Genomic DNA, 21,769 nt, shown 5'->3' on the forward strand with positions numbered 1-21,769 from the left:
CTAACAGCTACCTCAACCTACATCCTTGGAGGGATTATTTCATGAACAAAGTACTATTAGCGACAGCATCCGGTGTATTGGCTACCAGTCTCTTTGCGGGAGCGGCCTTGGCGAAGTCCGACAACGGCAACGGTGCGGAGAAAAAAGCGGAGAATGTAATCCAAACTCAGACTTCGGCGGAAACGAAAGCAAGCAACAAGAAAGCGGATTCCGGGGCTTCCGTTACGGACAGCACTTACAACGCCAACGGCCATCAGGGATATAAGGGGCTATTGAATGCTATTGACCATGTCCAGGATAAACCGGCAGGCGCGGTGATCGCCGAGCTGCTGCTGACGAAATACGAAAATAAACTGACGGATGAACAAAGAACAAAGCTGGAGGCTATTCAAGCGAAGGATGAAGCATTATCCGCTGTGGCAGACTTGCTTGAGGAGCAGGGAAGCGTAAGCGATGCCGTCTATGTTCAGAAGGATGCCGTTCGGGCAAACGTCAAAAATATTCAAGCATATAAAAAGCTTGGCAAACTGTACGATAAGCTGGGCAAAAAAGGCGTCAAGCTCTATGTAAACGGGGAAGAGCCGTCGTTTGAAGTGGCTCCGTTTATTCGTGAAGGCAGCACGCTCGTTCCGTTCCGTGCTATTGCCGAAGCGCTGAAGGCGGATGTCGCTTGGAACGAAGAGGAACGTTCCGTTACGGTAACGCGCGATGGAATTTCCGTGAAATTGTTTATCGGAAGCACAACTGCTTACGTTGACGGAAAAGAAGTCAAGCTTGAAGTTCCTGCGGAGATTGCGGACGGCAGCACCGTTGTGCCGGTACGATTTATTAGCGAAGCGTTAAAAGCTGCTGTTAACTGGGAGCCGGATACGACCTCCGTCATAATTAACGAAGAATAAGGGCGCAAGCCGGAAGGAAAAGTCAGAGAGTGCATATAGCACTTTCTGGCTTTTTTTGTACCCCGGAAATATGCCTTGCAATCCGTTTGGGCATTCCCTGCGGTGCCGCGCCAGCAGCATGGATGGCTTTGCGGGGTTATTTTGATCTGTATCGTTGTCGTAATAAGCAATAATTTTGTCCTGATCGAACATGCCGCATGCTTGCAAAATGAGGTAAGATAGAGTTAACTATAAACCATACAAAATCTAGTGTAATACTTGGTATTAAGGAAGGGGCAGATCCGGATATGTTAGTCAAAACATTCGCCAAGTACAGGAACGACGGACACTCCATCTGGGTCCAGCGATCCTCACATGGATTGCACAATATCGTTGAGGAGCATCGGCACGACTATGTGGAGCTGGTCTATGTGGTTCATGGCGGGGGCCGCCACCGAATTAACCAGCAATGCTTCGATATTCATGCCGGAGATGTGTATGTGATTCTGCCAGGTGAAAGCCATGCCTACGTGGATGTGGGGGCTTCCGGCATAGAAATCATCAATTGCCTGTTTGAGGCAGAGTCGGTGCTTACCGCCTATCCGGATCAGCCGGATACGGTTCGTGAGCTGGCTTACGTAGCCCCTTTTTTTGAAGAGCTTGCCTTATTACCCCGAAACCTACAGCTGACGCATGAGCAGTCTAGTGCTGTTGTGGCTTTGCTCGAAAGCATGATCCAGGAGGGAAAGGACATGGAGCCCGGATTCGGGATGGTGAACCGGCTCAAGCTGATTCAATTGCTCATCCTCTTATCGCGCTGTAAGCTGCAGCAGCAATCTATGCAGAAGCAGCATCGGCCGTTAGCGAGCGGCCATGAGATTTTGGTGCGCCGAGTGAGACATCATCTCGAAATGAACTTTCACCGAAAAATTACGGCTGCCTCCTTGGCGAAGGAATTTACGATTAGCGAGCGGCATCTGAACCGCGTGTTCAAACAGGAGACGGGGATGAGCATTACGGCCATGCTGCAGCAAATCCGAATCGAGCGGGCGAAGCATATGCTGCGCGAAACACCGAAAAGTATAGAGGCGATCGCGCTCGCCGTAGGCTTCGGGGATGCATCCTTTTTTACGAGATTGTTCGCACGTATGGTAGGCAGTACGCCAGGCAACTTTCGCAAGCAGTTCAAGGCCCGCAAAATATCATAAAAGGGCCGTATGGAGAAAGGGTTCGCTTGTCGGACCGTATAGTTAAACAGATATAGATAGGAGAAATGGATATGGATTTGAGTGGAGAGAAGGCTTATTGGAGGGTTACAAAGCGCAAAAAGCAGAAGAAGGGAAGCCAATCTCGGATAGCGGGAACGATGGCTGCGCTGCTGCTGTCTTCGGCACTGCTTGCGGCGTGCAGCGGCGGCAAGGCTGCCGGCAAGACGGAGGGAGCGGCTCAGGATAGCGGACCGCTGGAATTGAGCATCATGACGGTGACGCCAAGCACGCCTCCTGCCTCCGATGACAATGTCATCAAACGCGAGATTGAGAAGGCGACGAACTCCAAGATGTCGATTCGCTGGGTGTCCAACAATATTTATACGGAGAAATTAAATATTGCCCTGGCTTCCGGAGATATCCCGGATTTGACGATGATTAACGATCCTTTCAACAGCACGTTCCGGACCATGGTCGCCCAAGGCGCATTCTGGGACATTACCCCTTATATCAAGGACTATCCGAATTTGCAGAACGGTACGCCCAAGATTGCTTGGGAGCTGACGAAGATGGAGGACGGGAAGAACTACGGGATTCCCCGCGCACGGGATGAGAACGATGAGTCGTTCTTGATTGTCCGCAAGGACTGGCTCGACAAGCTGAATTTGAAGCCCCCGACAACGACCGAGGAATTATACGCGATGATGAAGGCTTTCGCCGAGCAAGATCCTGATGGCAACGGCAAGAACGATACGTTCGGCCTGTCGACGGGGTTTGATACGCTGCTGGGAACGTTCGAGGGTATTTTTACCGGGGTTAACGGCAAGTGGAAGCTTGAAGGCGATAAGCTCGTCTATACCGCTTTTCTGCCGGAAGTGCGCAAGGCTCTGGAGTTCACGACGCAAGCTTACAAGGAAAAACTGCTGCCGGAGGATCAGCTCTCGCTTAAGCTGACGCAGGTTCGCGATTTGTACAAGAGCAACCGTGCCGGCAGTGTTATCGATAAAACGGGAACGGGCAACAGGGTGTACGCGACCGATTTGAGGAAGCTCGTGCCGGCGTTTAAGGATACGGACTTTTATCCGTTAACCTCCATTAACGGTTTTACACCGAAGGGAACGGGCTTTAATGGCATCCTGGCGATTCCGAAAACTGTGCCTGAAGCGAAGATGAAGCGGATCTTGAAGCTGATCGACACCTGGATGACCAATGAAGTAGGCGCCATTCAGCGCTTCGGTCTTGAGGGAGTGCACCATAACGTCGTCAACGGGGTGAAGGTCACGATTCCAGAGAAGCTTAACGCGGATAATGCTTCGGACTTTAACCAGATCGTCAATCCGACCGATCCGAGTCTGGATGCGGCTGCACCTACGCCGGATATGAAGGCGGCGGACGACCAGAAGAGGCGAATTCAGGAGGAAAGGGCCAAGATCAGCGTGCCGGATATCAGTGTTGGCTTAAGCTCGCCAACTGCGCTCAAGGTGCTTCCGGATTTGGAGAAGCAGATCCTGGATCTGAAGTCCAAGATCGTCATCGGAAGAGAGCCTATCAGCGCTTGGGACGATTTCGTAGCCAAGACGAAGAATAACCCGGACGTGATCAAAATGACGGAGGAAATGACCCAGGCCTATCACAAGCGGATCGGCAAATAGCGTCCTATAGGGCTGACGTAAAAAGAAAGGGTGACATCCATGGAGCACACCGAAGGACGCATTGTGCCCGTACGCCAGAATCATCCGCACAGCGGCCGCAAGACGCGGCCCTTCTGGCGTAAGCTCGGGCTGGACATAAAAAGAGACCGCTATTTGTATTTGATGGCCCTGCCCGGGATCGTATTTTTCCTTATTTTCAAATATGTGCCGATGTGGGGAATTGTGATTGCCTTTCAAAATTATTCGCCCTTCGGAGGGGTCAGTCATAGCCCGTGGGTAGGGCTGGAGCATTTTCAGCGGTTCTTCTCCACCACTGATTTCTGGCTACTCTTTCGCAATACGCTCGCGATTAATGTATTGAATTTATTGTTCTTCTTCCCGCTGCCTATCCTTGTGTCGCTGATGCTGAACGAGCTGAGGAGCGTTATATACAAACGGTTCATTCAATCGGTGATATATTTGCCCCATTTCTTGTCATGGGTTATCATAGCCGGTTTGACGTTCATGCTGTTCGCCAAAGGGGAAGGCCTGATCAACCATTTGCTGGAAGCGATGGGGCAGGAGCGCATCGACGTGCTGACGAACCCGGACCTGTTCTGGGTCATGGTGACGGTACAGTCCATGTGGAAGGAGGCCGGCTGGGGGACGATCGTCTTCCTTGCGGCTATCGCCGGAGCCGACCCGCAAGTGTATGAAGCCGCCAAAATGGACGGAGCCGGACGTTTCCGGCAGATGTGGCATGTCACGCTGCCTGCCATTCGCAGCGTCGTCGTGATTCTGCTCATCCTGCGGCTCGGGCATATGATGGACGTCGGCTTTGAGCAAATTTTTCTTATGTATAACGGGGCTGTTTCCCAGGTTGCCGAGGTATTCGACACGTATGTATACCGTAACGGGATTCAACGGGCCCAGTTTAGCTACAGCACTGCCGTAGGCTTGTTCAAGTCGGTCGTCGGGCTGATCCTGGTTGTCGTATCCAACCGGATTGCCAAGAAGTTCGGCCAGGACGGCGTATTTTGACAGGGGGGCGCGTTGCTTGGCAAGCTCTGGGTTGTTTGTAGAGATTGAAAAATTGCAACGTTATTCCGGTGGGGTATCTCCCTCCGGACGCTGTTGTTATCAGGAAATTTTCAATGTATCCGCTATTTGGCGGTGATTTCCAGATAACAAAGGCGGACGCTATCGCTCCTCCAGGAGGCACCCCACCTTCACCTTTTGCATTTTTCTCTACTCAACAATTCTCTAGGCTTTGCTTTCGCAAAGCTTGGAGAGCAGCTAATGAAGTTGGCTTTGCTAAGCAAAGCGAGGATGTTGAGGGAGCTGTAGCGCTTAAAATAATGCTGCTATACTCCGGTGCGGTATGCCCCTCCAGCCGCTGTTGAAACCCGTGAAACATGATTATATTAAGCGGTATTTTCACGAGTTTCAAAGGCGGACGTAAACTCCTCCGAGGCATACCGCACCTCCGTATATAGCATATTCCCCGCAAAACTAGACTCTTTAACAATCCAAGGCTTTGCACAGCAAAGCCCAGAGCAGAAGCTTACGAAGCAGGCTTTGCTACGCAAAGTCCTTAGGAGGTACACTCATGAAACATACTACTTTAGGAGACTCCGTCTTCCGATATACGAACGGCGCCTTGCTGGCGCTGCTCGCATTCCTGACCTGCTTTCCGTTCTACTACGTTGTCGTAGTGTCTTTTACGGATCCCGGCGAATATTTGCAGAAAAAGTGGGTGCTGTTTCCCGATCATTGGAGCATAGCTTCCTACGAATATTTGCTGTCCACCAAAGCGTTTCTTCGATCGGTCGGCAACAGCACCTTTCTGGCCATCGTTGGAACGATCTGCAGTTTAACGGTGACATCGACGATGGCGTACGCCCTTTCCCGCAAACGGATGCGCGGACGCAAAGCGATTCTTTTCATGGTGCTCTTGACGATGCTGTTCAGTCCGGGACTCATCCCCCACTACATGCTGGTCCGGCAAATGGGCTTGATCGGAAGCGTGTGGTCGCTGATTATTCCGGCGCTCACCAGCGGCTGGAACGTGATCCTGATGAAGGGCTTCTTCGACAGCATCCCCGCCGAGCTGGACGAGTCTGCCGCCATTGATGGAAGCAACGATATCCGAACCTGGGTCACTATTGTCCTTCCGCTATCGCTTCCGGCCATCGCCGCATTCGCTCTGTTCGATGCTGTCGGCTATTGGAACCAGTTCTTTTCAGCTCTGCTGTATTTGAACGATTCCTCCCAGTGGCCTATTCAGGTGCTGCTGCAAAATATGCTGCTTAACGCCTCCAACACGGATTTGCAGGCCTATGATGTCTCCATGCAGCCGCCTCCGTCGGAGATGCTGAAGATGGCTGCAGTTGTAGTAGCTACCGTACCGATATTACTGGTATACCCTTTTTTGCAAAAGCATTTTGCCAAAGGCGCTATGGTAGGCTCCATCAAAGCATAGGATAAACAGAGAGGATGATGGTCATGGTACAAACCAAACCGAATATTATTTTTTTCATGACGGACCAGCAGCGCTGGGACTGTATCGGCCGGTACAACGAGCATATTCAAACCCCGACCCTCGATAAGCTTGCCGATCAAGGAATCGTCTACAACCAGGCGGTGTGCCAAGCGCCCATGTGCGTGCCCAGCCGAACCTCCATGATGTTTGGCTACTATCCGTCGCAGCTTGGCGTGCTGACCAATTACGGCGGCCTGCACGACGAAGATAAGCTGCCGAGCGATCCGCTGCCGGAGCTGATGCGCAAAGCGGGATATCAGACGGCCGGCTTCGGGAAGACGCATTGGAACCACGGTGAGAAGAATCCCGTTCCTCCGACGAGAGGCTTCGAGGTGCGCGCGGTAGGACTTGCCCGCAATAGCGGGCATTATGAAGACGGGGCGGTCATGATGGGCGATGCCGAGCCGGAGGGCTTGGCCGCTTACCATGAGGAGACCCGGAATTACGGCGGCGGGGAAGAGAACGCGAACGGGTATATCGGCTGTACAAGCCGGATTCCGATGCACTGGCACCGGGACGGATGGGTAGCCGAGGAGTGCATGAAGTTTTTGCAAAACGGTTTGGACGAATCTAGACCGCTGTTTTTGTACCTGTCCTTCCTGAAGCCGCATGCCGGGTTCAACGTGCCCGAAGCTTTCGAGTCTATGTACCGCCTCGAGGACATACCCGATCTGCCGCAGCCTCCTTGGGAGCAGGAGCAGGGGACTCATTTGGCCGCTAACGATGAGGGGAGCGCTCAGACCCGCAGCAATTATCTCGATAAGAGACAGGTCTGGGAGCGGATGACGCCGGAGGAGAGAAGACGAACGACGCTGCGTTATTGGGCTAACTGTACCTGGCTGGATCATTATTTCGGGCGGGCGCTGGACCTGCTGGAGCAGCAGGGAAGACTGGAAAACGCGTTGATTGTGTTCGTATCCGATCACGGAGAAATGCTGGGCGAGCGCCGCTTCCGGTTCAGCAAGTACTGCTTGTACGACAGCAGCGTGCGGGTCCCGATGATTTTATCCGGCTCTTATATTGCCAAGGAAAAACGGGGAACGGAAGACGACCGCCCGGCCGAGCTTATCGATCTTGTGCCTACATTGTCGAGAGTGGCGGGCCTTCCGCGAAATCCTCTCCTCCCCGGTCTGGATTTGCTCGGAGAGCAGCAGCGCCTGGGGACATTCTGCGAATACCATTCCAAAGGCACATCCGGAGAGCATATGCCCCCTTCCTTGATGTGGCGCAAGCAGGATTGGAAGCTGATCCTGTACTTGCCCGGAGCGCTTCACGACGCCTTCTCCCGGGTGGACCAGGTCCAAGGTGAGCTGTATCATTTGGCGCAGGATCCTCATGAATGGCATAACCTATATGGGATGCCAGAGTATGCAGCCGTTCGGGAGAAAATGACAGCCGAGCTGCTCATGCATCTGGCCTGCGCGTGGACCAGGGGCCCGTCCTTTTACGATAAACAGGGCTTGAAGGCATTGGATTTGTCATTTGACAAATGGTTGTAGTTGATGTAAATTGTTCAATAATTCAAAATTGACCGACAATGATGAGAAGAGTAAGTAAAACGGTTTTTTCACCAGAGAGCCCCGGCAGCTGAAAAGGGGTAAAGAGCCTTTTACCGAAACAAGCCTCTGAGTCTCATACCGATCCTTGCGCAGGAACTGCGTGCAAGCGGGAGGCTATGACAGGTGCTCCTGTTACAGAGCTAGGGTATCGCGATCGCTGCTTATGATAAAGCTTCGCCGTACCTGATAAGGTCGGCATGGCGACATGCCGATGAACTGGGGTGGCAACGCGAAATCGGACTCTCGCCCCCAAGATGAATCTTGGGGGTGGGAGTTTTTTTGTTGTTCTGAGGTCCATAAGTGAAAAAAAGTTGGGAGGTCATCTGTACGATGGGAAATGGGAGCGTATCAAGCATGGAGAGTAGGCCGCTAAACCCGATGGAGGAAATGGTCGCACAGGATCTGGCGATGCAAGGGCCGAATGAGCAAAAGGTCTGCACCCGGTTTCCGCCGGAGCCGAACGGGTACCTGCATATCGGCAGCGCCTACGCCATTAACATTAATTATTCGATAGCCAAAACCTTCGGAGGCAGATTTCACCTGCGAATGGACGATACAAATCCATTGAAAGAGGACATGGAGTACGTTCAGGCGATCATCGAGGATATGAAGTGGCTTCAATTCGATCCCGGGCCATTCATTTATTACGGCTCGGATTATTCCGACCGGCTTTATGATTACGCCGTGCAGCTTATAAGGAAGGGACTTGCCTATGTGTGCGACCTAAGCGCGGATGAAGTCCATGACTATCGCGGCACCTTGACCGAGCCGGGCAAGGAAAGTCCTTACAGAAACCGGACCGTGGAGGATAATCTCGATTTGTTTCACAGAATGAAGCAGGGGGAATTTCCGACAGGGGCGCGGGTTCTTAGGGCCAAGATCGACATGGCTTCGCCGAACATGAACATGCGGGATCCGGTCCTGTATCGGATTATTCATGCGCATCATTACCGGACGGGGGATCAGTGGTGCATCTACCCGATGTATGATTTTGCCCATCCTTTGCAGGACGCGATCGAAGGCATTACCCACTCGTTATGCTCAATGGAGTTCAAGGACCACCGGCCTCTGTACGAATGGGTTCTGAATGCGTTAGATATCCATCCCGCTCCAAAACAAAGAGAGTTTGGAAGGCTGAATATCCAAGGCACGGTTACGAGTAAGCGGTACTTGAGAGAATTGGTGGTGGGAGGCTTCCTGGAAGGCTGGGATGATCCGAGACTGCCGACGATCAAAGGCCTGAGACGAAGAGGCTATACGCCGGAAAGTATTCACCGTTTTCTGGATGAAATCGGGGTATCCAAGTCGTGGAGCACGGTCGATATATCGCTGCTGGATCATTTTGTACGCGATCATTTGAAAACGACGGTACCTTGCGTGATGGCGGTTCTCAGGCCGCTGAAGGTCGTCATCACCAACTATCCGGAGGGTCAGGTGGAGTGGCTGCCGATCCCGAACAACCCGGAGAATGAGGAGCTCGGGGAGAGGAGGGTTCCTTTTTCAAGGGTGCTCTATATCGAACAGGACGATTTCATGGAGCATCCTGTCAAGGGCTTTCATAAGCTGTCCCCAGGCCAGGAGGTCAGACTTAAGGGCGCTTATTATTTACGATGTGAAACGTTTAGAAAGGACCCGGTCACAGGGGAGATTACCGAGCTGCACTGCACCTACGATCCGCAGACCAAAAGCGGTACCGGCTTCACCGGCAGAAAGGTCAAAGGAACGATTCATTGGGTATCGGAGGAGCATGCGGTGAATGCCAGCGTCAGGCTGTATGACAAGCTGCTGCTTGATGAGGGGGCGTTGCAGGACGAGGAGGCCGGCTGGGGGGACAAAATCAACCCGGACTCCATGATCGAGCTGACAGATTGCTTCGTCGAGCCTTTCTTATCCCAAGCGCCGCCGGAGAGCAGGTATCAATTTATGCGGCACGGCTATTTTTGCGTAGATTCCAAACATTCCTCGTCGAAGCGGCTGATGTTCCATAGGACGGTTTCTTTGAAGGACGGCTGGAAAAGGACATAAGGCGGAAGGCGGATTATTTTGCGGCAAATAGGCAGTTGGAGCAGCGGGTCGTGTTTGAACGGCCCGCTTTTTTGTGCTGCATAGCAAGAGAGACGGGGCATTTACCAGCATTCGAGAAAAGCGCAGATATCGTTATTTATTGGAAATGTATTAATAGGTAGGATATTTATAGCAATATGTCGAATACAACTTAGGTAACCATAGGATGGCTGAGCCGTCCAATACAGCAAATAGGAGAATTATTTTGCAAAAGCTAGCGTCATTTTTATTGGATATCGTCGGTTTGTTCTTCCAAGGACTGATATTTATAGCGGCTATAGGATGCTCTTATGGTCTGTTGATCGATTGGACCATGCATAAGCGGTTAATGAATTCGTTTCATGCCAGCAGCGATATTATGAGCTATTGCATTCAGCAGCTGGCGGAGGACGGACCCTTGGCCGCGGCCATTGTCACAGGATTGACGATCGCAGGACTGATCGGGTGCTACTTGCTTGGCATCATCATTTCGTATTTCGGCAAATGGCTGCTGGAGCGCGGTCCCCTCGATCGCAACCGTGCCATCTGCTTCAAGGAAAATACGGAAGTGTTGGAAGGGGTAAAATTAAAGCTGTACGCGGAATTTCATGTTACGCTGCGCGAAATACGGGTCAAAATGGGATGGGCCCCGTTCTACCGCTGGGCCTCGCATCTGGCGTCCATCCGGGGCTGGAAGACGCCGCTGCTTCTGTACAAGCTGCGCTGCAGCACGTACCGCTCTTTGACGGGGATTTTTGCCGTCGCGTTCTGCTTCGTTATGGTCCTGCAGCTGCTGAATGTCGTGCTATCCTACTCTTATGCCATTAATTTGCATTGGACGATGTTCGTGCTGCTCTGCATCGCTTTCTTGGCGGCGGCTTACGTCTCCAAGCGCTTCTACGAGGAGGATTACCTTCGTACGGGGAACGAGTCCGTCATGATCTTGAACTCCTATTTCGCCTCCTCATCCGAGGGAAAGGAGGAGTAATTCCTTTTACTCCTCACAACAAAAGGACACATCCATAAAGGATGTGTCCTTTTGTACTCCCCGCCTCTCACCAAATAGCGGTGAATAGCGCAGAAAAGCTCATCCTACCTTAAGCAGCGCAAGGCTGCATACATATTCTTGTAGGCAAAACAGGGGAAGCGGATGTATGATAGTAGCAGACATTTGCACAATCCTAATGCTTTTTTGGTTGAGTGGGAGGCTATCATGGATCAAGACAAATTGCAGCTTCAGCTCATGCGAAGCTATCTGGACAATACCCAGATTACGCTGCAAATGGCGCATTACACGAAGGTAGGCACGAACTGGCGGGTCTCCAACATGATGACGGACGTCAACCGCCTGTATTATATCCGGGAAGGCGGCGGCTGGATTCATATCCGCGGCAAGGATTATTATCCCGAGCCCGGCCAGCTGTTCCTGCTGCCTGCAGGCATGCGGCTGTCTTACGCTCCGGAGAACGATAATCCGCTAGGCAAATATTGGTGCCATTTCTCGGCGACGGTGGGGGACGTGAACCTGTTTCAAATGCTCGACCTGCCTCATTGGATCACCGTAAAGGACGAGCCGCTGCTCGAAAAGCAATTTCAGCAGCTGCTGGAGCTGCATACGGATAGCTCCGTTACGGCGCCCTTGCGCATAAAATCCATCTTGTTCGAGATTATATCCGAATACATCGAACAATCGGAGACGCAGCTGCACTTGGCGGCCACCTCCAGCACGTCCAAGATCAATATCGTCCTGTCCTATATCGAACGTCATCTTGCCGAGCCGATTACTGTCGAGGAATTGGCGAAGCTGGTCCATTTTCACCCGAACTATTTCATGCACTATTTCAAATCGATGATGGGGCTCTCTCCCATTGTGTATATCAACAAGAAGCGCCTGGAGAAGGCGCGCCGAATGCTGGCTACGACCGATCTGTCGATATCTGCGGTAGCGGACAAGATTGGAATGGAACTGTATTATTTTTCCAGAATATTCAAAAAACAGTCCGGCCTTTCCCCATCGGAATACCGCAAAGCATCCGGCAAGGCTATTTTCCCGGAAGAAGAGGTGCTGGAGCAGCCTTGAATGACGGGAGAGGCGCTTCCTTTTGAAGGCGTCACCGGCTACTAACAGCTGGAGCTGGCGGACCCCGACGGGTGAGGGTTGGCAGGTTTATCATAAACGTTCGACTATACAGCAGGCTAACAGGAAGCACCGCGCCGCCACCCGAAGTAAAGTCTCTTCACCAACCGGAAAAAACAGGTGTAATCCTGTTTCGCATCGGGTAAATTAGAAGTGAGCTTATCTTTATATCGAATGGAACTGAATGTGAAGGAGGACCTGACGATGGATGAAAAAGAATGGGAAGAGCAGCTCGCGCGCAAGCTGACGGAAGGAGAAATGGACACGGAGGATACCGAGGAAGCGGCCCGCAAGCGGCTGCCGATCAAGACGGAAATCCGTATACAGGCTCAGATCGATCCTGTCGTACGGGAAACCAAGCTGTACCGGCAGATGGCTCGAGAGGTCGACGACCGGTATGACCGTTGGGTTAAGGAAGAACCGTCGGACCCTGATAGCAAAAAATAACGGATACAAGCTGGCATCGCTTTGGACGGTGCCGGCTTATTTTTTTTCTGTATTTTTGAGAGGACTTGGTCGGTTCCGACATGCGCAAAAAGCCCTGGTTCCGGTGCGAGCTGCACGGTATCGGGGCTTTAGTACATGAATTATTCAGCACATTAATCAAAGGAACGCTTGTAGCGATACGGGGTCAGCCCCACATGCTTTTTGAACAGCTGGCAAAAATATGGGAAATTGCTCAGCCCGATCGACTGGCCGACCTCCTGAACGGTCAAATCGCTTGTTTTCAACAGCCAGCACGCCTGCCGGATCCGCCTTGCGGTCAAGTATTCCGTAATGCTGGTCCCCGCTGTTTGGCGAAATACGGCCGAGATGTGATTCGGCGATAGATGAACGGCTTTGGCCAGGCTTTCCAAATGGAACTCCTCCATATAGTGCTCCTCGATCCACTCCATGACCTGCTCGGCGCTGGTCGATTTGCTTCGAACGGGTCTCGCTGCCTCTTCAGGATTCCAATGCCCTTTCAGTTCATGCAGCAGAGCGACAAGAAACAGCATTTCCTCTTCCAGAAGATCCTCAGGCTGTGCTTTCTCTATTCGTGTACGGTATACATTCAACAGTGCAACCATCCGCTCTTGAGGCAAACCGGAGAACACCTGGTAAGCGATAGGGTCCTTCCACAGCCAACGAAAGAACGATTGCAGCGATGCAAACGGTGCTAGATAACGGTCAAGCTCAGAGGGCTCGAATACGAACAAAGAACGGATGTAAGGGGCCTCTTCGCTGATCTTCATTTGAATACGATGCAGCTGAAACGGACGGAAGTACACCAGACTCCCTGGCCCGAGCTTCACGATTTGCTGATTTACGATGACACTGCCGTGTCCTTCATGAACGTATAAAAGCTCCATCCCTTGATGGGCGTGGAAAATTTCAACAAATTCGTGGGTACGGTCTCTGGCGAAGGAGAGCTTAACCGGGTGTCGGTTCAAGTTCATATAGTTCATTATTTTCATCGGTAGTATCACCTCAGTCGGTTAACCGTAATATAACAACATTTTATCATAAACACACCAAACAATGGACGAGCATTTTTTGATAAGCTTGTTTATAGTATTTGGATTCACTGGAGAATCGTCTAGGAAAGGGTCGGTGACCGGCCATGAATGGCCGACTCTGCTTCACGGCTTGGCCAGTACAAGCACTTGGCGGCAGCCGATGGTCAGAAGCCGAGGCGTGGCGGGATACGACGGCAGACATTCTCCAATCACTCGCTAAAAATGAAACCACTATAACCAACGGAGTGTGAATAGATTTGATCAAGCGCAGATTAATTGAGCAATGGGAGCATCACCGCGGAAGCCTGGGAGGGCCTTGGGAGGTATGGCGCCAGGACAAGCTGCAGAACCATTATAATGTCCCATGGCATAGCGTAGAGCTGCCTCATTCTTACAACGGACTGGACGTACTGGACCCGGACGGCAAGTATTATCAAGGACAGGGCTGGTACCGTAATAAGCTGGAAGTGAACAACCCTTATCCTCAAGGAAGGACGCTGCTTCACTTCGAGGGAGCGGGCCAGCGTACGGATGTCTATGTATACACGAATAAGGTAGGCTCCCATTTGGGCGGCTATGACGAATTTACGGTAGACATTACGGAAGCTGTTGCGCAGGCGCGCGAAATCGAGCGCTACAAAGGACTCATTCCGGTAGCCGTAGCATGCGACAACAGCCGTGAGCTGGAGACGATCCCTTCGGATGCCAGTGACTTTAACCTGTACGGCGGGATATACCGCTATTTGAACCTGGTTTATGTGCCTGCGGTCTCCTTGGAGCGTGTCCATGTGGAGCCGAAGCTGTCTGATGATCATAGCAGCTGCCGTGTTGCGGTTCGCGCTGCCTTATACAATCCGCAAGGCTTGCAGGAAGAAGTGACCCTGAAGGTTAGCATCAAGGACGGAGAAGGACAGGAGCTGGCTCAATTCCAGCTTCGCGAGAAGCCTTGGACGGGGATGAAGGAGCTTGCTGTAACAGAACTGGCGAACCCTGTGCTGTGGACGACGGACAGTCCTTACTTGTACAGCTGCACGGTGGAGCTGGAAAGTGCATACGGCCGTACGGAGCAGGTGGAGCGTTTCGGGGCCCGCAGCTTCGAATTTGTGAAAAGAGGGCCGTTCAAGCTGAACGGCGAGCGTCTGCTGCTGCGCGGTACTCACCGCCACGAGGATCATGCGGGCGTTGGACCTGCGATGACCGAGGAAATGATCCGCACGGAAATGCAGCTGATCAAGGATATGGGAGCGAATTTCATTCGCCTCGGCCACTACCAGCAATCCCGTATCGTTCTGGATTTGTGCGACGAGCTCGGAATCCTGGTCTGGGAAGAAATCCCTTGGTGCCGCGGAGGTCTCGGAGGCGAACAGTACCGCCAGCAGTGCCGCGATATGCTGACCGCGATGATCGAGCAGCATTATAACCATCCTTCGGTTATTCTGTGGGGACTCGGCAACGAGAACGATTGGGAATGTGACTTTGACTACTTCGACCAGCAGGAGATCCGCGCGTTCATGAAGGAGCTTCACGATTTGTCGCATAAGCTGGACCCGAGCCGTCTGACCGCGATTCGCCGCTGCGAGTTCTGCAAAGATATTATCGACGTGTACTCGCCTTCGATCTGGGCAGGCTGGTACCGCGGCATTTATACGGATTATGAAGAAAGCAGCCGCCAAGCATTTGAAAACGTCGACTCCTTCTTCCATATGGAGTGGGGCGCGGATAACCTGGCAACGCGTCATGTGGAGAAGACGTACACCGGCTTTGAGTTTATCAAGAGCGGTGACGGCGATACCGACGAGCGTGACGGCGATTATTTGCTGACCGGCGGCGAGCCTCGCGTATCCCGTGACGGCGACTGGTCGGAAACCTACTTCTGCGAAATGATCGACTGGTATTTGAAATCCCAGGAGAAGATGGACTGGCTGACCGGTGCGGCTCAGTGGGCGTTCAAGGATTTTGCGACGCCGGTTCGTCCGGACTCCCCGATTCCTTATTTGAATATGAAAGGGATCATCGAACGCGACTTTACGAAAAAAGAAGCTTACTACGTGTACCAATCGTACTGGACAAGCAAGCCGATGGCCCGCATTTACGGCCATACGATGCCGGTTCGGTGGGGAGCCGCGGATGAGCTGAAAACCATCAAGGTATACTCCAACTGCCCGGAAGCGGAGCTGTTCTTAAATGGCGTAAGCCTCGGCGTGAGAAAGCGCGATTCACAAAACTTCCCTGCGGCAGGCCTGCGTTGGGAGACCGTACTGAAGCCGGGCATCAACCAGGTGAAGGTGGTAGCGACCAAAGACGGCGTTACGGTAACCGACGAGCTGTCGTTTGAATATCAAACGGAAGCTTGGGGCCAGCCGGTCGAGATCAGACTGAGCTCTGAGAAGCAGGAGGACGGCAATATCGTTGTCGAAGCGGTCGCTTATGACGCCAACGGCGTACGCTGCCTCGACGCGTTGAACTTCGTCCGGTTCGGCTTAACCGGCGACGGCAAGCTGATCGACCGCCAAGGTACGGTGCGCGGCTCCAGCTTGATTCAGCTGACGAACGGACGCGCATGCATCGTGATTGATCCTGTAGGCGGAGCTGCCGCCAGCGTGCCGGTGACCGGCTTCGTATCGGCAGGGGGACCAGCGGCAAGCGCGGCGGCTAATGGAACAAAGCATGAGCCAGTCTCCGTCGTAAGCGTTGCAAGCGCCGGCTTGCCGACCGCATTCTTAACCATCTAAAGTGATTCGGGCAGGGTGTGCTATGGCGCATCCTGCATCTATAAACTTCATTCGATTTCAGAAGCCATCCTAAAGGAGGATAACGAGCATGACAGCATTGGATACAAGCAAGTTGAAGCAAGCAGCGAATTTGCAAGAAGCACTTCCGCATATTTGGGAGGCTCTGCAGCACAAGGTAGATCGTATGATTACCCAAATCGGGGACAAGTCCCCTCACGTGGCTCCGGCTGATACAGGAGTTTACGACGATATGCGCCATGACTGGTGGACATCGGGCTTCTGGCCGGGCATTCTATGGATTATGCACGAAATGACAGGCAAAGAGCATTACAAAAATGCAGCCTGGGTATGGGACGAGAAGCTGGAGCAAAAATCGATCCAGCAAAACAACTATCACCACGACGTGGGCTTCCAATACCTGCCTACTGCGGTAATCAAGTACAAGCTGACAGGTGATGAGGACGGCAAGCGCCGCGGGCTGACGGCCGCGAACTTCCTCGCTGGACGTTTCAACATTGCAGGCAATTTCCTCCGCGCATGGAATCAGGAAAAAATCGGCTGGTCGATCGTCGACTCCTCGATGAACCTGTCCATTCTGTTCTGGGCAGCCGAAGAAATCAAGGATCCTCGTTTCAGCCATATCGCTAAAGCTCACGCGGACACTGTTGTGAACCACTTTATCCGCGAGGACGGCTCGGTTAACCATATCGTCAGCTTCAACCCAGAGACCGGTGAGGTCATTGAGTCTCTCGGCGGTCAAGGCGCGGGCCCTCATTCCTCCTGGAGCCGCGGTGCCGCTTGGGCGCTGCACGGCATGGCGAACACATACCGCTTCACCGGCGATAAAAAATATTTGCGCGCAGCACAGCGCGTAGCGCACTACTTCTTGTCCATGCTGCCGGAAGATCATGTGGCGCATTGGGATTTCCGCGCGGCGGAAAGCTTGGCCGACGAGCCTCGCGACACCTCGGCCGCATCCTGCGCCGCATCCGGCCTGCTGGAGCTGGCAGACGCGCTGCCAGGCGTTGAAGGCAAAGCCTACCGCGACGCAGCAGAGCGTATTCTGCTCTCGCTGACGCAAAACTACGGCACTTGGGACCGTCCTGAGCATGAAGCGATTCTGCTCGAAGGAACGGGTAACAAGCCGGCCGGACAAAACGTGAACGTCTCCCTGATCTACGGGGACTACTACTACGTAGAAGCTATCGCCAAGCTGCTCGGCTGGAAAAACCGCATTTTCTAATCGGTTCGTCGTGAGCCGAAACCAAAATGAACCAAGCTCCTTCCCGCTTTGTGCGGGAGGGAGCTTTTTTAAATTTCGTGGCTCCCCGCATGTGCCTGAATCAGCTGCGAAGCTATGGTCCTACTTCGCGGGGTTATCTAATGAGCTCGATACAGCCTCGGATTCATTCCCGTCATGCGCTTGAAAAACCGCGAAAATGTAAAAATATCCTTAAAGCCCAGCTCCTCCGTGATATAAGATATATTGAATTCGCTATACCGCAGCATCTCCTTGGCCTTCTCCAGCCGAACCCGGTCGATGAAGGATTTCAAATTTTCTCCGGTCAGCTGCTTGAACAGCTTCGATATATGGCTTCGCGTATACGACAGCTGCTCTGCGATCTCATCCACGCTGATAGGTCTGCCGTTCCGCTCCCGCACCATATCGGTAATAGCGCGGACAAGCTGGCTCGGCTCATCCTCCATTTGGCAAAAATCGTCCGATCCGATATACACAAAGAGAGACTCCAGCATTCCCTCCACGAACATTTTCTCGTAAGGTTTCAGGATCGTTCCGGTAATCGTCGCAAGAAGCGACGCCGTAAATTTCTCGGTGAACAGCGATTTTGGAATGACCCCTCCCCTTGACGAGTCAGAAGCTTCGCTTCGTTCGAACTTCAATGTAATCCATGCCGCACCAGGAGTATCATAGATAAATTCATGCTCCTGAAAGGGAGGGATCAGCAGCATATCCCCTGCATTCAGCACTCTGATGGTATTGTCGTACAGCGTATAGGCAATGTGGCCGCGGGTGACCATTTCCAGCTGCCAGAACGTATGCGAGTGCAAAGCGACCTTCCCGTAGCCGTGTTTTTCCCCTTTAAACAAAATGAGCAGATTGGAGTTCATTGAATACACCTTCCCTCTACAAAGGCATCTCTCCTTACCATATCAACTATCACACAAAACGACAAGTAAAGGCTTGATTTTGCCATTCGTCCCTATTTCACAAGGTGTTATATTGACTATGTAAAATAATGACGGAGAGGCGTGAATGGAGCATGGCCAAAGTAGGAGTTTTAATGCCGGTTAGTATGCAAAAAGCTATATTTTCAGAAGCAAGCCACAACGAGCTTGAATCGATTGCTGAAGTGAAATGGAATCCAACGGATGTACAGTTCAACGATGAGGAAGCCGCTGCCTTTTTGCAGGATTGCGAAGTGTCTGTAGGCTCCTGGAGGACGCCTAAGCCTACGAAGGCTATATTGGGGGCTTGTCCGTCCCTCAGGCTGTGGGAGCATGCCGCAGGGTCTGTCAAAGGCTTTTTCACGGACGATTTGCGCGGCAGCGATATTGTGATTGCTTCCTGCGCTCCGGCGATAGGGAGAACCGTCGCCGAGATGGTGCTCGGCGAAATGATCATCGGCCTGCGACGAATCCTTCCGAATGCCCAGTCGAACCGAACCGAGTTCCGGCAGCCGGTACCGAACAAATTGTATCTGGCGGCTGCTACGGTCGGCATCATCGGCGCGTCCCAGGTGGGCCGCTACTTCCTGCAGCTCGTACGGCCTTTCGGCCCAAAGGTGCTGCTGTATGATCCGTATATCTCGCAGGAAGCCGCCGCAGAGCTCGGGGCGACGAAGGTCGATTCGCTTCTAGAGCTCTGTGGGCAATGCGATGCCATCACGATGCATACCCCGATGACGGACAGCACGCGCCATATGATGGGAGCAAAGGAATTTCAGGCGATGAAGGATGACGCGATTTTTATCAATTCCTCCCGCGGCGGCTGCATTGATGAGCAGGCATTGATTGCAGAGCTTAAGAAAGGACGCCTGTTCGCTTTTCTCGATGTGTCCGATCCGGAACCTGCAGAGATGAGCAATCCGATCCGCACGCTGCCTAACTGCATTTATACGTCCCACTTGGCGGGAGGTCAAAGCTATCATATCGGGAATCAGGTCGTTGAAGATGTAAGGGCTTTCCTAAATGGCTCCAAACCGAAGATGGTCGTTACCTGGGATATGCTGGACCGTCTGGCGTAGCCGGGGAGAGGGGGAAGATCGATTCGATGCTGTATACCTTGTTTCCTAAGTTTTTTCAGAGCTGCGATGTGAACCAGCTTGCTGAGGCTGCCCGGGGGAGCGGATTCGATGCGGTCGATTTGGTGGTCCGTGAAGGCTACTGGGTCACACCGGACCGATTTGCTGAAGAAGCTCCTGCCTTTGTGCAGTCTATGCAGCGCAGCAGCCTGAAGGTGGAGTTCGCGACAACCGGGTTTTCGCCGGAAATGCTCGCACAGGATGACACACCCTTGAAGGTCATGTCCGATGTAGGCATCCGCAGCTTCCGCATGTCGTACTTTTCGTATAACGAGCAAGAGCACTTGTTTACGCAAATGGAGAAAGCCCGTGCTTCGATGTATCAAATGGCGGAGCTGTGCGCCAAATATAAGCTCAAGGCGGTGTACCAAATCCACCACGGGGACCGCATGCTTATTCATCATTCCTATGCGGCACTGTCTCTTGTAGAAGGGCTGCCGTCCGACTATGTCGGCATTATGCCGGACCCGGGCAACCAGTTTCATGAGGGTAACGATAACTGGAGGAGGGCGATTCTATCGCTCGGAAGCTACTTGGCCGGTATGGGAATCAAGGACGCCCAGTACGTGTACAATCCGGAGGGCAGGACGGCTCCGAACAAAGGCTGGAGCAAGCAATGGACGCCTTGTCAGGAAGGCGTAACGAATTGGCATGTCATCGCGAAGGCGCTGCACGAAGCCAAGTTTCAAGGCGTGCTGAACTTTCAGCCTTTTTATCATAGCAGTAACTTGGATCTCCTCATTCCTGCACTTCGTGAAGAGGTGGCGTATATCAGGAGCATCATGAGAGAAATGGGGGAGACCGGTCATGAAGCCGTATGATATTACCGTAACCGGGTTGCAGTTATATGAGCTGCCGGTGCAAACCCGCGTCCCTTTGAAGTTCGGGGCTGAGGTACTGACGACCGTAACCTGTGCAAGAGTGTGCATTCAGACGGAAAACCGGCTAGGCGAACGTGCCGAGGGCTGGGGGGAAACGCCGTTAAGCGTCCAATGGGTATGGCCGAGTTCGCTTAGCTATGAAGCGCGCGAGCAAGCCTTGAAGCAGATATGCCGGCTCATTGCCGAAGATCTGTCCGGGTGGAAGGAGCAGGGCCATCCGTTCGAGCTGGGCGTACGTTATCAGAAGCAGCGGCTGCCTAAGGTGGTCGATGCCTTTAACGCGAGCTCGGGCTTGCCTGAGCCTGTGCCGTATTTGGCGGCGCTCGTCTGCTTTTCCCTATTTGACATTGCGCTTCACGATGCTTACGGACAGACGAACCGGGTCAACATCTACGAGACCTACAACGGGACCTATATGAACGAGGAATTGTCTGCTTATTTGGAGCCGGCGGCAGGGTCATCGGTTAGCTTTGATGGGTTGTACCCGGAGGATTTTTTCTCCATTCCCAAGCATAAAGAATTGGTCGCATGGCATCTAGTAGGAGGCAAAGACCTGCTGTACCGGCACGAATTGACCGGCAGCGAACGCGATGACGGCTATCCGTACACACTGGAGGATTGGATTGAACGAGACGGCCTGCAATGCTTGAAGGTCAAGCTGACGGGAAATGATGCGGCTTGGGACTACAACCGGCTTGTACAAGTTGGAGAAATTGCATTGGCCAGACGGGTTGTATGGCTGACGGCGGACTTTAATTGCCAGGTTACCGATTGCAGCTATGTGAACGATATCTTGGACCGGTTAATGCAGGAGCATCCGGAAATTTATAAAGCGATCTTGTATATTGAGCAGCCTTTTCCTTATGAATTGGAGGAGCATCGGCTCGATGTCCGCAGCGTCAGCGCCAGAAAGCCTTTGTTCATGGACGAGAGCGCCCATGACTGGGAACTGGTGAAGCTGGGGCGGGAGCTGGGCTGGACCGGTGTTGCGCTCAAAACGTGCAAGACACAAACAGGCGCATTGCTAAGCCTCTGCTGGGCGAAGGCACATGGCATGACCTTGATGGTGCAGGATTTAACGAATCCGATGCTTGCGCAAATTCCTCACCTGCTGCTGGCTTATCATGCTGGCACCATTATGGGGGTGGAGACGAACGGAATGCAGTTTTACCCTGAAGCCTCTTATTATGAAGCCCAGGTTCACCCCGGATTGTATCGGAGACAGGACGGCAAGGTACAGCTGGACAGTCTGACCGGTTACGGATTCGGCTATCAGGTCGAACAAATCGCGAGACCCCTCCCGCAGCCCACGGTATGCTATTAGACAGCGGAAAGG

General features: G+C 52.7%; 18 protein-coding genes. 16 read left to right on the forward strand and 2 right to left on the reverse strand.

Features of this window, described 5'->3' with window-relative positions:
• Positions 1-41: 41 nt before the first annotated feature.
• From B1728_RS29990 to B1728_RS30040, 10 genes are all read left to right on the forward strand, one after another.
• Positions 42-899, forward strand: coding sequence for a copper amine oxidase N-terminal domain-containing protein (locus tag B1728_RS29990; protein ID WP_079914105.1), 858 nt, complete (start codon positions 42-44; stop codon positions 897-899).
• 287 nt (positions 900-1,186) lie between these two features.
• Positions 1,187-2,086: an AraC family transcriptional regulator gene (locus B1728_RS29995; protein ID WP_079914106.1), complete on the forward strand. Its 900-nt coding sequence runs from the start codon at positions 1,187-1,189 to the stop codon at positions 2,084-2,086.
• A gap of 71 nt (positions 2,087-2,157) precedes the next feature.
• Positions 2,158-3,738, forward strand: a complete 1,581-nt coding sequence (locus tag B1728_RS30000) for an extracellular solute-binding protein (protein ID WP_256865576.1) — start codon at positions 2,158-2,160, stop codon at positions 3,736-3,738.
• A gap of 39 nt (positions 3,739-3,777) precedes the next feature.
• Positions 3,778-4,758, forward strand: a complete 981-nt coding sequence (locus B1728_RS30005) for an ABC transporter permease (protein WP_079914107.1) — start codon at positions 3,778-3,780, stop codon at positions 4,756-4,758.
• A 568-nt stretch (positions 4,759-5,326) separates the two neighbouring features.
• Positions 5,327-6,199, forward strand: coding sequence for a carbohydrate ABC transporter permease (locus tag B1728_RS30015; RefSeq protein ID WP_079914109.1), 873 nt, complete (start codon positions 5,327-5,329; stop codon positions 6,197-6,199).
• Between the two features lie 23 nt (positions 6,200-6,222).
• Positions 6,223-7,758 carry a sulfatase family protein gene (locus tag B1728_RS30020; RefSeq protein WP_144028053.1) on the forward strand — a complete coding sequence of 512 codons (1,536 nt, stop codon included), beginning with the start codon at positions 6,223-6,225 and terminating at the stop codon, positions 7,756-7,758.
• A 414-nt stretch (positions 7,759-8,172) separates the two neighbouring features.
• Positions 8,173-9,843, forward strand: a complete 1,671-nt coding sequence (locus tag B1728_RS30025; RefSeq protein WP_144028054.1) for a glutamine--tRNA ligase/YqeY domain fusion protein — start codon at positions 8,173-8,175, stop codon at positions 9,841-9,843.
• Between the two features lie 244 nt (positions 9,844-10,087).
• Complete coding sequence (locus B1728_RS30030) at positions 10,088-10,849, forward strand: hypothetical protein (protein WP_079914111.1); 762 nt, start codon at positions 10,088-10,090, stop codon at positions 10,847-10,849.
• Positions 10,850-11,074: 225 nt separating this feature from the next.
• Positions 11,075-11,941, forward strand: a complete 867-nt coding sequence (locus B1728_RS30035) for a helix-turn-helix domain-containing protein (protein ID WP_079914112.1) — start codon at positions 11,075-11,077, stop codon at positions 11,939-11,941.
• Between the two features lie 261 nt (positions 11,942-12,202).
• The gene (locus B1728_RS30040; RefSeq protein WP_079914113.1) at positions 12,203-12,445 is read left to right on the forward strand and encodes a hypothetical protein; all 243 of its coding nucleotides are present in this window, start codon (positions 12,203-12,205) and stop codon (positions 12,443-12,445) included.
• 152 nt (positions 12,446-12,597) lie between these two features.
• Here the strand turns inward: B1728_RS30040 and B1728_RS30045 are convergent, their stop codons facing one another.
• Positions 12,598-13,455, reverse strand: coding sequence for an AraC family transcriptional regulator (locus B1728_RS30045; RefSeq protein WP_079914114.1), 858 nt, complete (start codon positions 13,453-13,455; stop codon positions 12,598-12,600).
• A gap of 136 nt (positions 13,456-13,591) precedes the next feature.
• Here B1728_RS30045 and B1728_RS37070 point away from each other — a divergent pair, with 136 nt between their 5' ends.
• The 3 genes from B1728_RS37070 to B1728_RS30055 all read left to right on the forward strand — a co-directional run bounded on the left by B1728_RS37070 (position 13,592) and on the right by B1728_RS30055 (position 17,472).
• Complete coding sequence (locus B1728_RS37070) at positions 13,592-13,717, forward strand: hypothetical protein (RefSeq protein WP_256865577.1); 126 nt, start codon at positions 13,592-13,594, stop codon at positions 13,715-13,717.
• Positions 13,718-13,754: 37 nt separating this feature from the next.
• Complete coding sequence (locus B1728_RS30050; RefSeq protein WP_079914115.1) at positions 13,755-16,229, forward strand: glycoside hydrolase family 2 protein; 2,475 nt, start codon at positions 13,755-13,757, stop codon at positions 16,227-16,229.
• Positions 16,230-16,317: 88 nt separating this feature from the next.
• Entirely contained in the window at positions 16,318-17,472 is a 1,155-nt protein-coding gene (locus B1728_RS30055; RefSeq protein WP_079914116.1) for a glycoside hydrolase family 88 protein, read from the forward strand.
• 137 nt (positions 17,473-17,609) lie between these two features.
• On the opposite strand, the gene B1728_RS30060 is transcribed toward B1728_RS30055, so the two are convergent.
• Positions 17,610-18,359: an AraC family transcriptional regulator gene (locus B1728_RS30060; protein ID WP_079914117.1), complete on the reverse strand. Its 750-nt coding sequence runs from the start codon at positions 18,357-18,359 to the stop codon at positions 17,610-17,612.
• A 152-nt stretch (positions 18,360-18,511) separates the two neighbouring features.
• Here B1728_RS30060 and B1728_RS30065 point away from each other — a divergent pair, with 152 nt between their 5' ends.
• The 3 genes from B1728_RS30065 to B1728_RS30075 are packed head-to-tail and all read left to right on the forward strand — an operon-like array spanning position 18,512 to position 21,757.
• Complete coding sequence (locus B1728_RS30065; RefSeq protein WP_179136263.1) at positions 18,512-19,495, forward strand: hydroxyacid dehydrogenase; 984 nt, start codon at positions 18,512-18,514, stop codon at positions 19,493-19,495.
• Between the two features lie 26 nt (positions 19,496-19,521).
• Complete coding sequence (locus B1728_RS30070) at positions 19,522-20,373, forward strand: sugar phosphate isomerase/epimerase family protein (RefSeq protein WP_079914119.1); 852 nt, start codon at positions 19,522-19,524, stop codon at positions 20,371-20,373.
• A complete protein-coding gene (locus B1728_RS30075) occupies positions 20,360-21,757 on the forward strand; it encodes an enolase C-terminal domain-like protein (RefSeq protein WP_079914120.1) in 1,398 nt (465 codons plus the stop codon). The genes B1728_RS30070 and B1728_RS30075 overlap by 14 nt, the downstream gene beginning before the upstream one ends.
• Positions 21,758-21,769: the final 12 nt, after the last annotated feature.

It is taken from the genome of Paenibacillus sp. 32352, assembly GCF_002042965.1.
Classification (GTDB): domain Bacteria; phylum Bacillota; class Bacilli; order Paenibacillales; family NBRC-103111; genus Paenibacillus_S; species Paenibacillus_S vulneris.

Coding starts and splice junctions, on each gene's coding strand:
- B1728_RS29990 (WP_079914105.1), top strand. CDS start 42: ATGAACAAAGTACTATTAGCGACAGCATCCGGTGTATTGGCTACCAGT.
- B1728_RS29995 (WP_079914106.1), top strand. CDS start 1,187: ATGTTAGTCAAAACATTCGCCAAGTACAGGAACGACGGACACTCCATC.
- B1728_RS30000 (WP_256865576.1), top strand. CDS start 2,158: ATGGATTTGAGTGGAGAGAAGGCTTATTGGAGGGTTACAAAGCGCAAA.
- B1728_RS30005 (WP_079914107.1), top strand. CDS start 3,778: ATGGAGCACACCGAAGGACGCATTGTGCCCGTACGCCAGAATCATCCG.
- B1728_RS30015 (WP_079914109.1), top strand. CDS start 5,327: ATGAAACATACTACTTTAGGAGACTCCGTCTTCCGATATACGAACGGC.
- B1728_RS30020 (WP_144028053.1), top strand. CDS start 6,223: ATGGTACAAACCAAACCGAATATTATTTTTTTCATGACGGACCAGCAG.
- B1728_RS30025 (WP_144028054.1), top strand. CDS start 8,173: ATGGAGAGTAGGCCGCTAAACCCGATGGAGGAAATGGTCGCACAGGAT.
- B1728_RS30035 (WP_079914112.1), top strand. CDS start 11,075: ATGGATCAAGACAAATTGCAGCTTCAGCTCATGCGAAGCTATCTGGAC.
- B1728_RS30040 (WP_079914113.1), top strand. CDS start 12,203: ATGGATGAAAAAGAATGGGAAGAGCAGCTCGCGCGCAAGCTGACGGAA.
- B1728_RS30045 (WP_079914114.1), bottom strand. CDS start 13,455: ATGAAAATAATGAACTATATGAACTTGAACCGACACCCGGTTAAGCTC.
- B1728_RS30055 (WP_079914116.1), top strand. CDS start 16,318: ATGACAGCATTGGATACAAGCAAGTTGAAGCAAGCAGCGAATTTGCAA.
- B1728_RS30060 (WP_079914117.1), bottom strand. CDS start 18,359: ATGAACTCCAATCTGCTCATTTTGTTTAAAGGGGAAAAACACGGCTAC.
- B1728_RS30065 (WP_179136263.1), top strand. CDS start 18,512: ATGGCCAAAGTAGGAGTTTTAATGCCGGTTAGTATGCAAAAAGCTATA.
- B1728_RS30070 (WP_079914119.1), top strand. CDS start 19,522: ATGCTGTATACCTTGTTTCCTAAGTTTTTTCAGAGCTGCGATGTGAAC.
- B1728_RS30075 (WP_079914120.1), top strand. CDS start 20,360: ATGAAGCCGTATGATATTACCGTAACCGGGTTGCAGTTATATGAGCTG.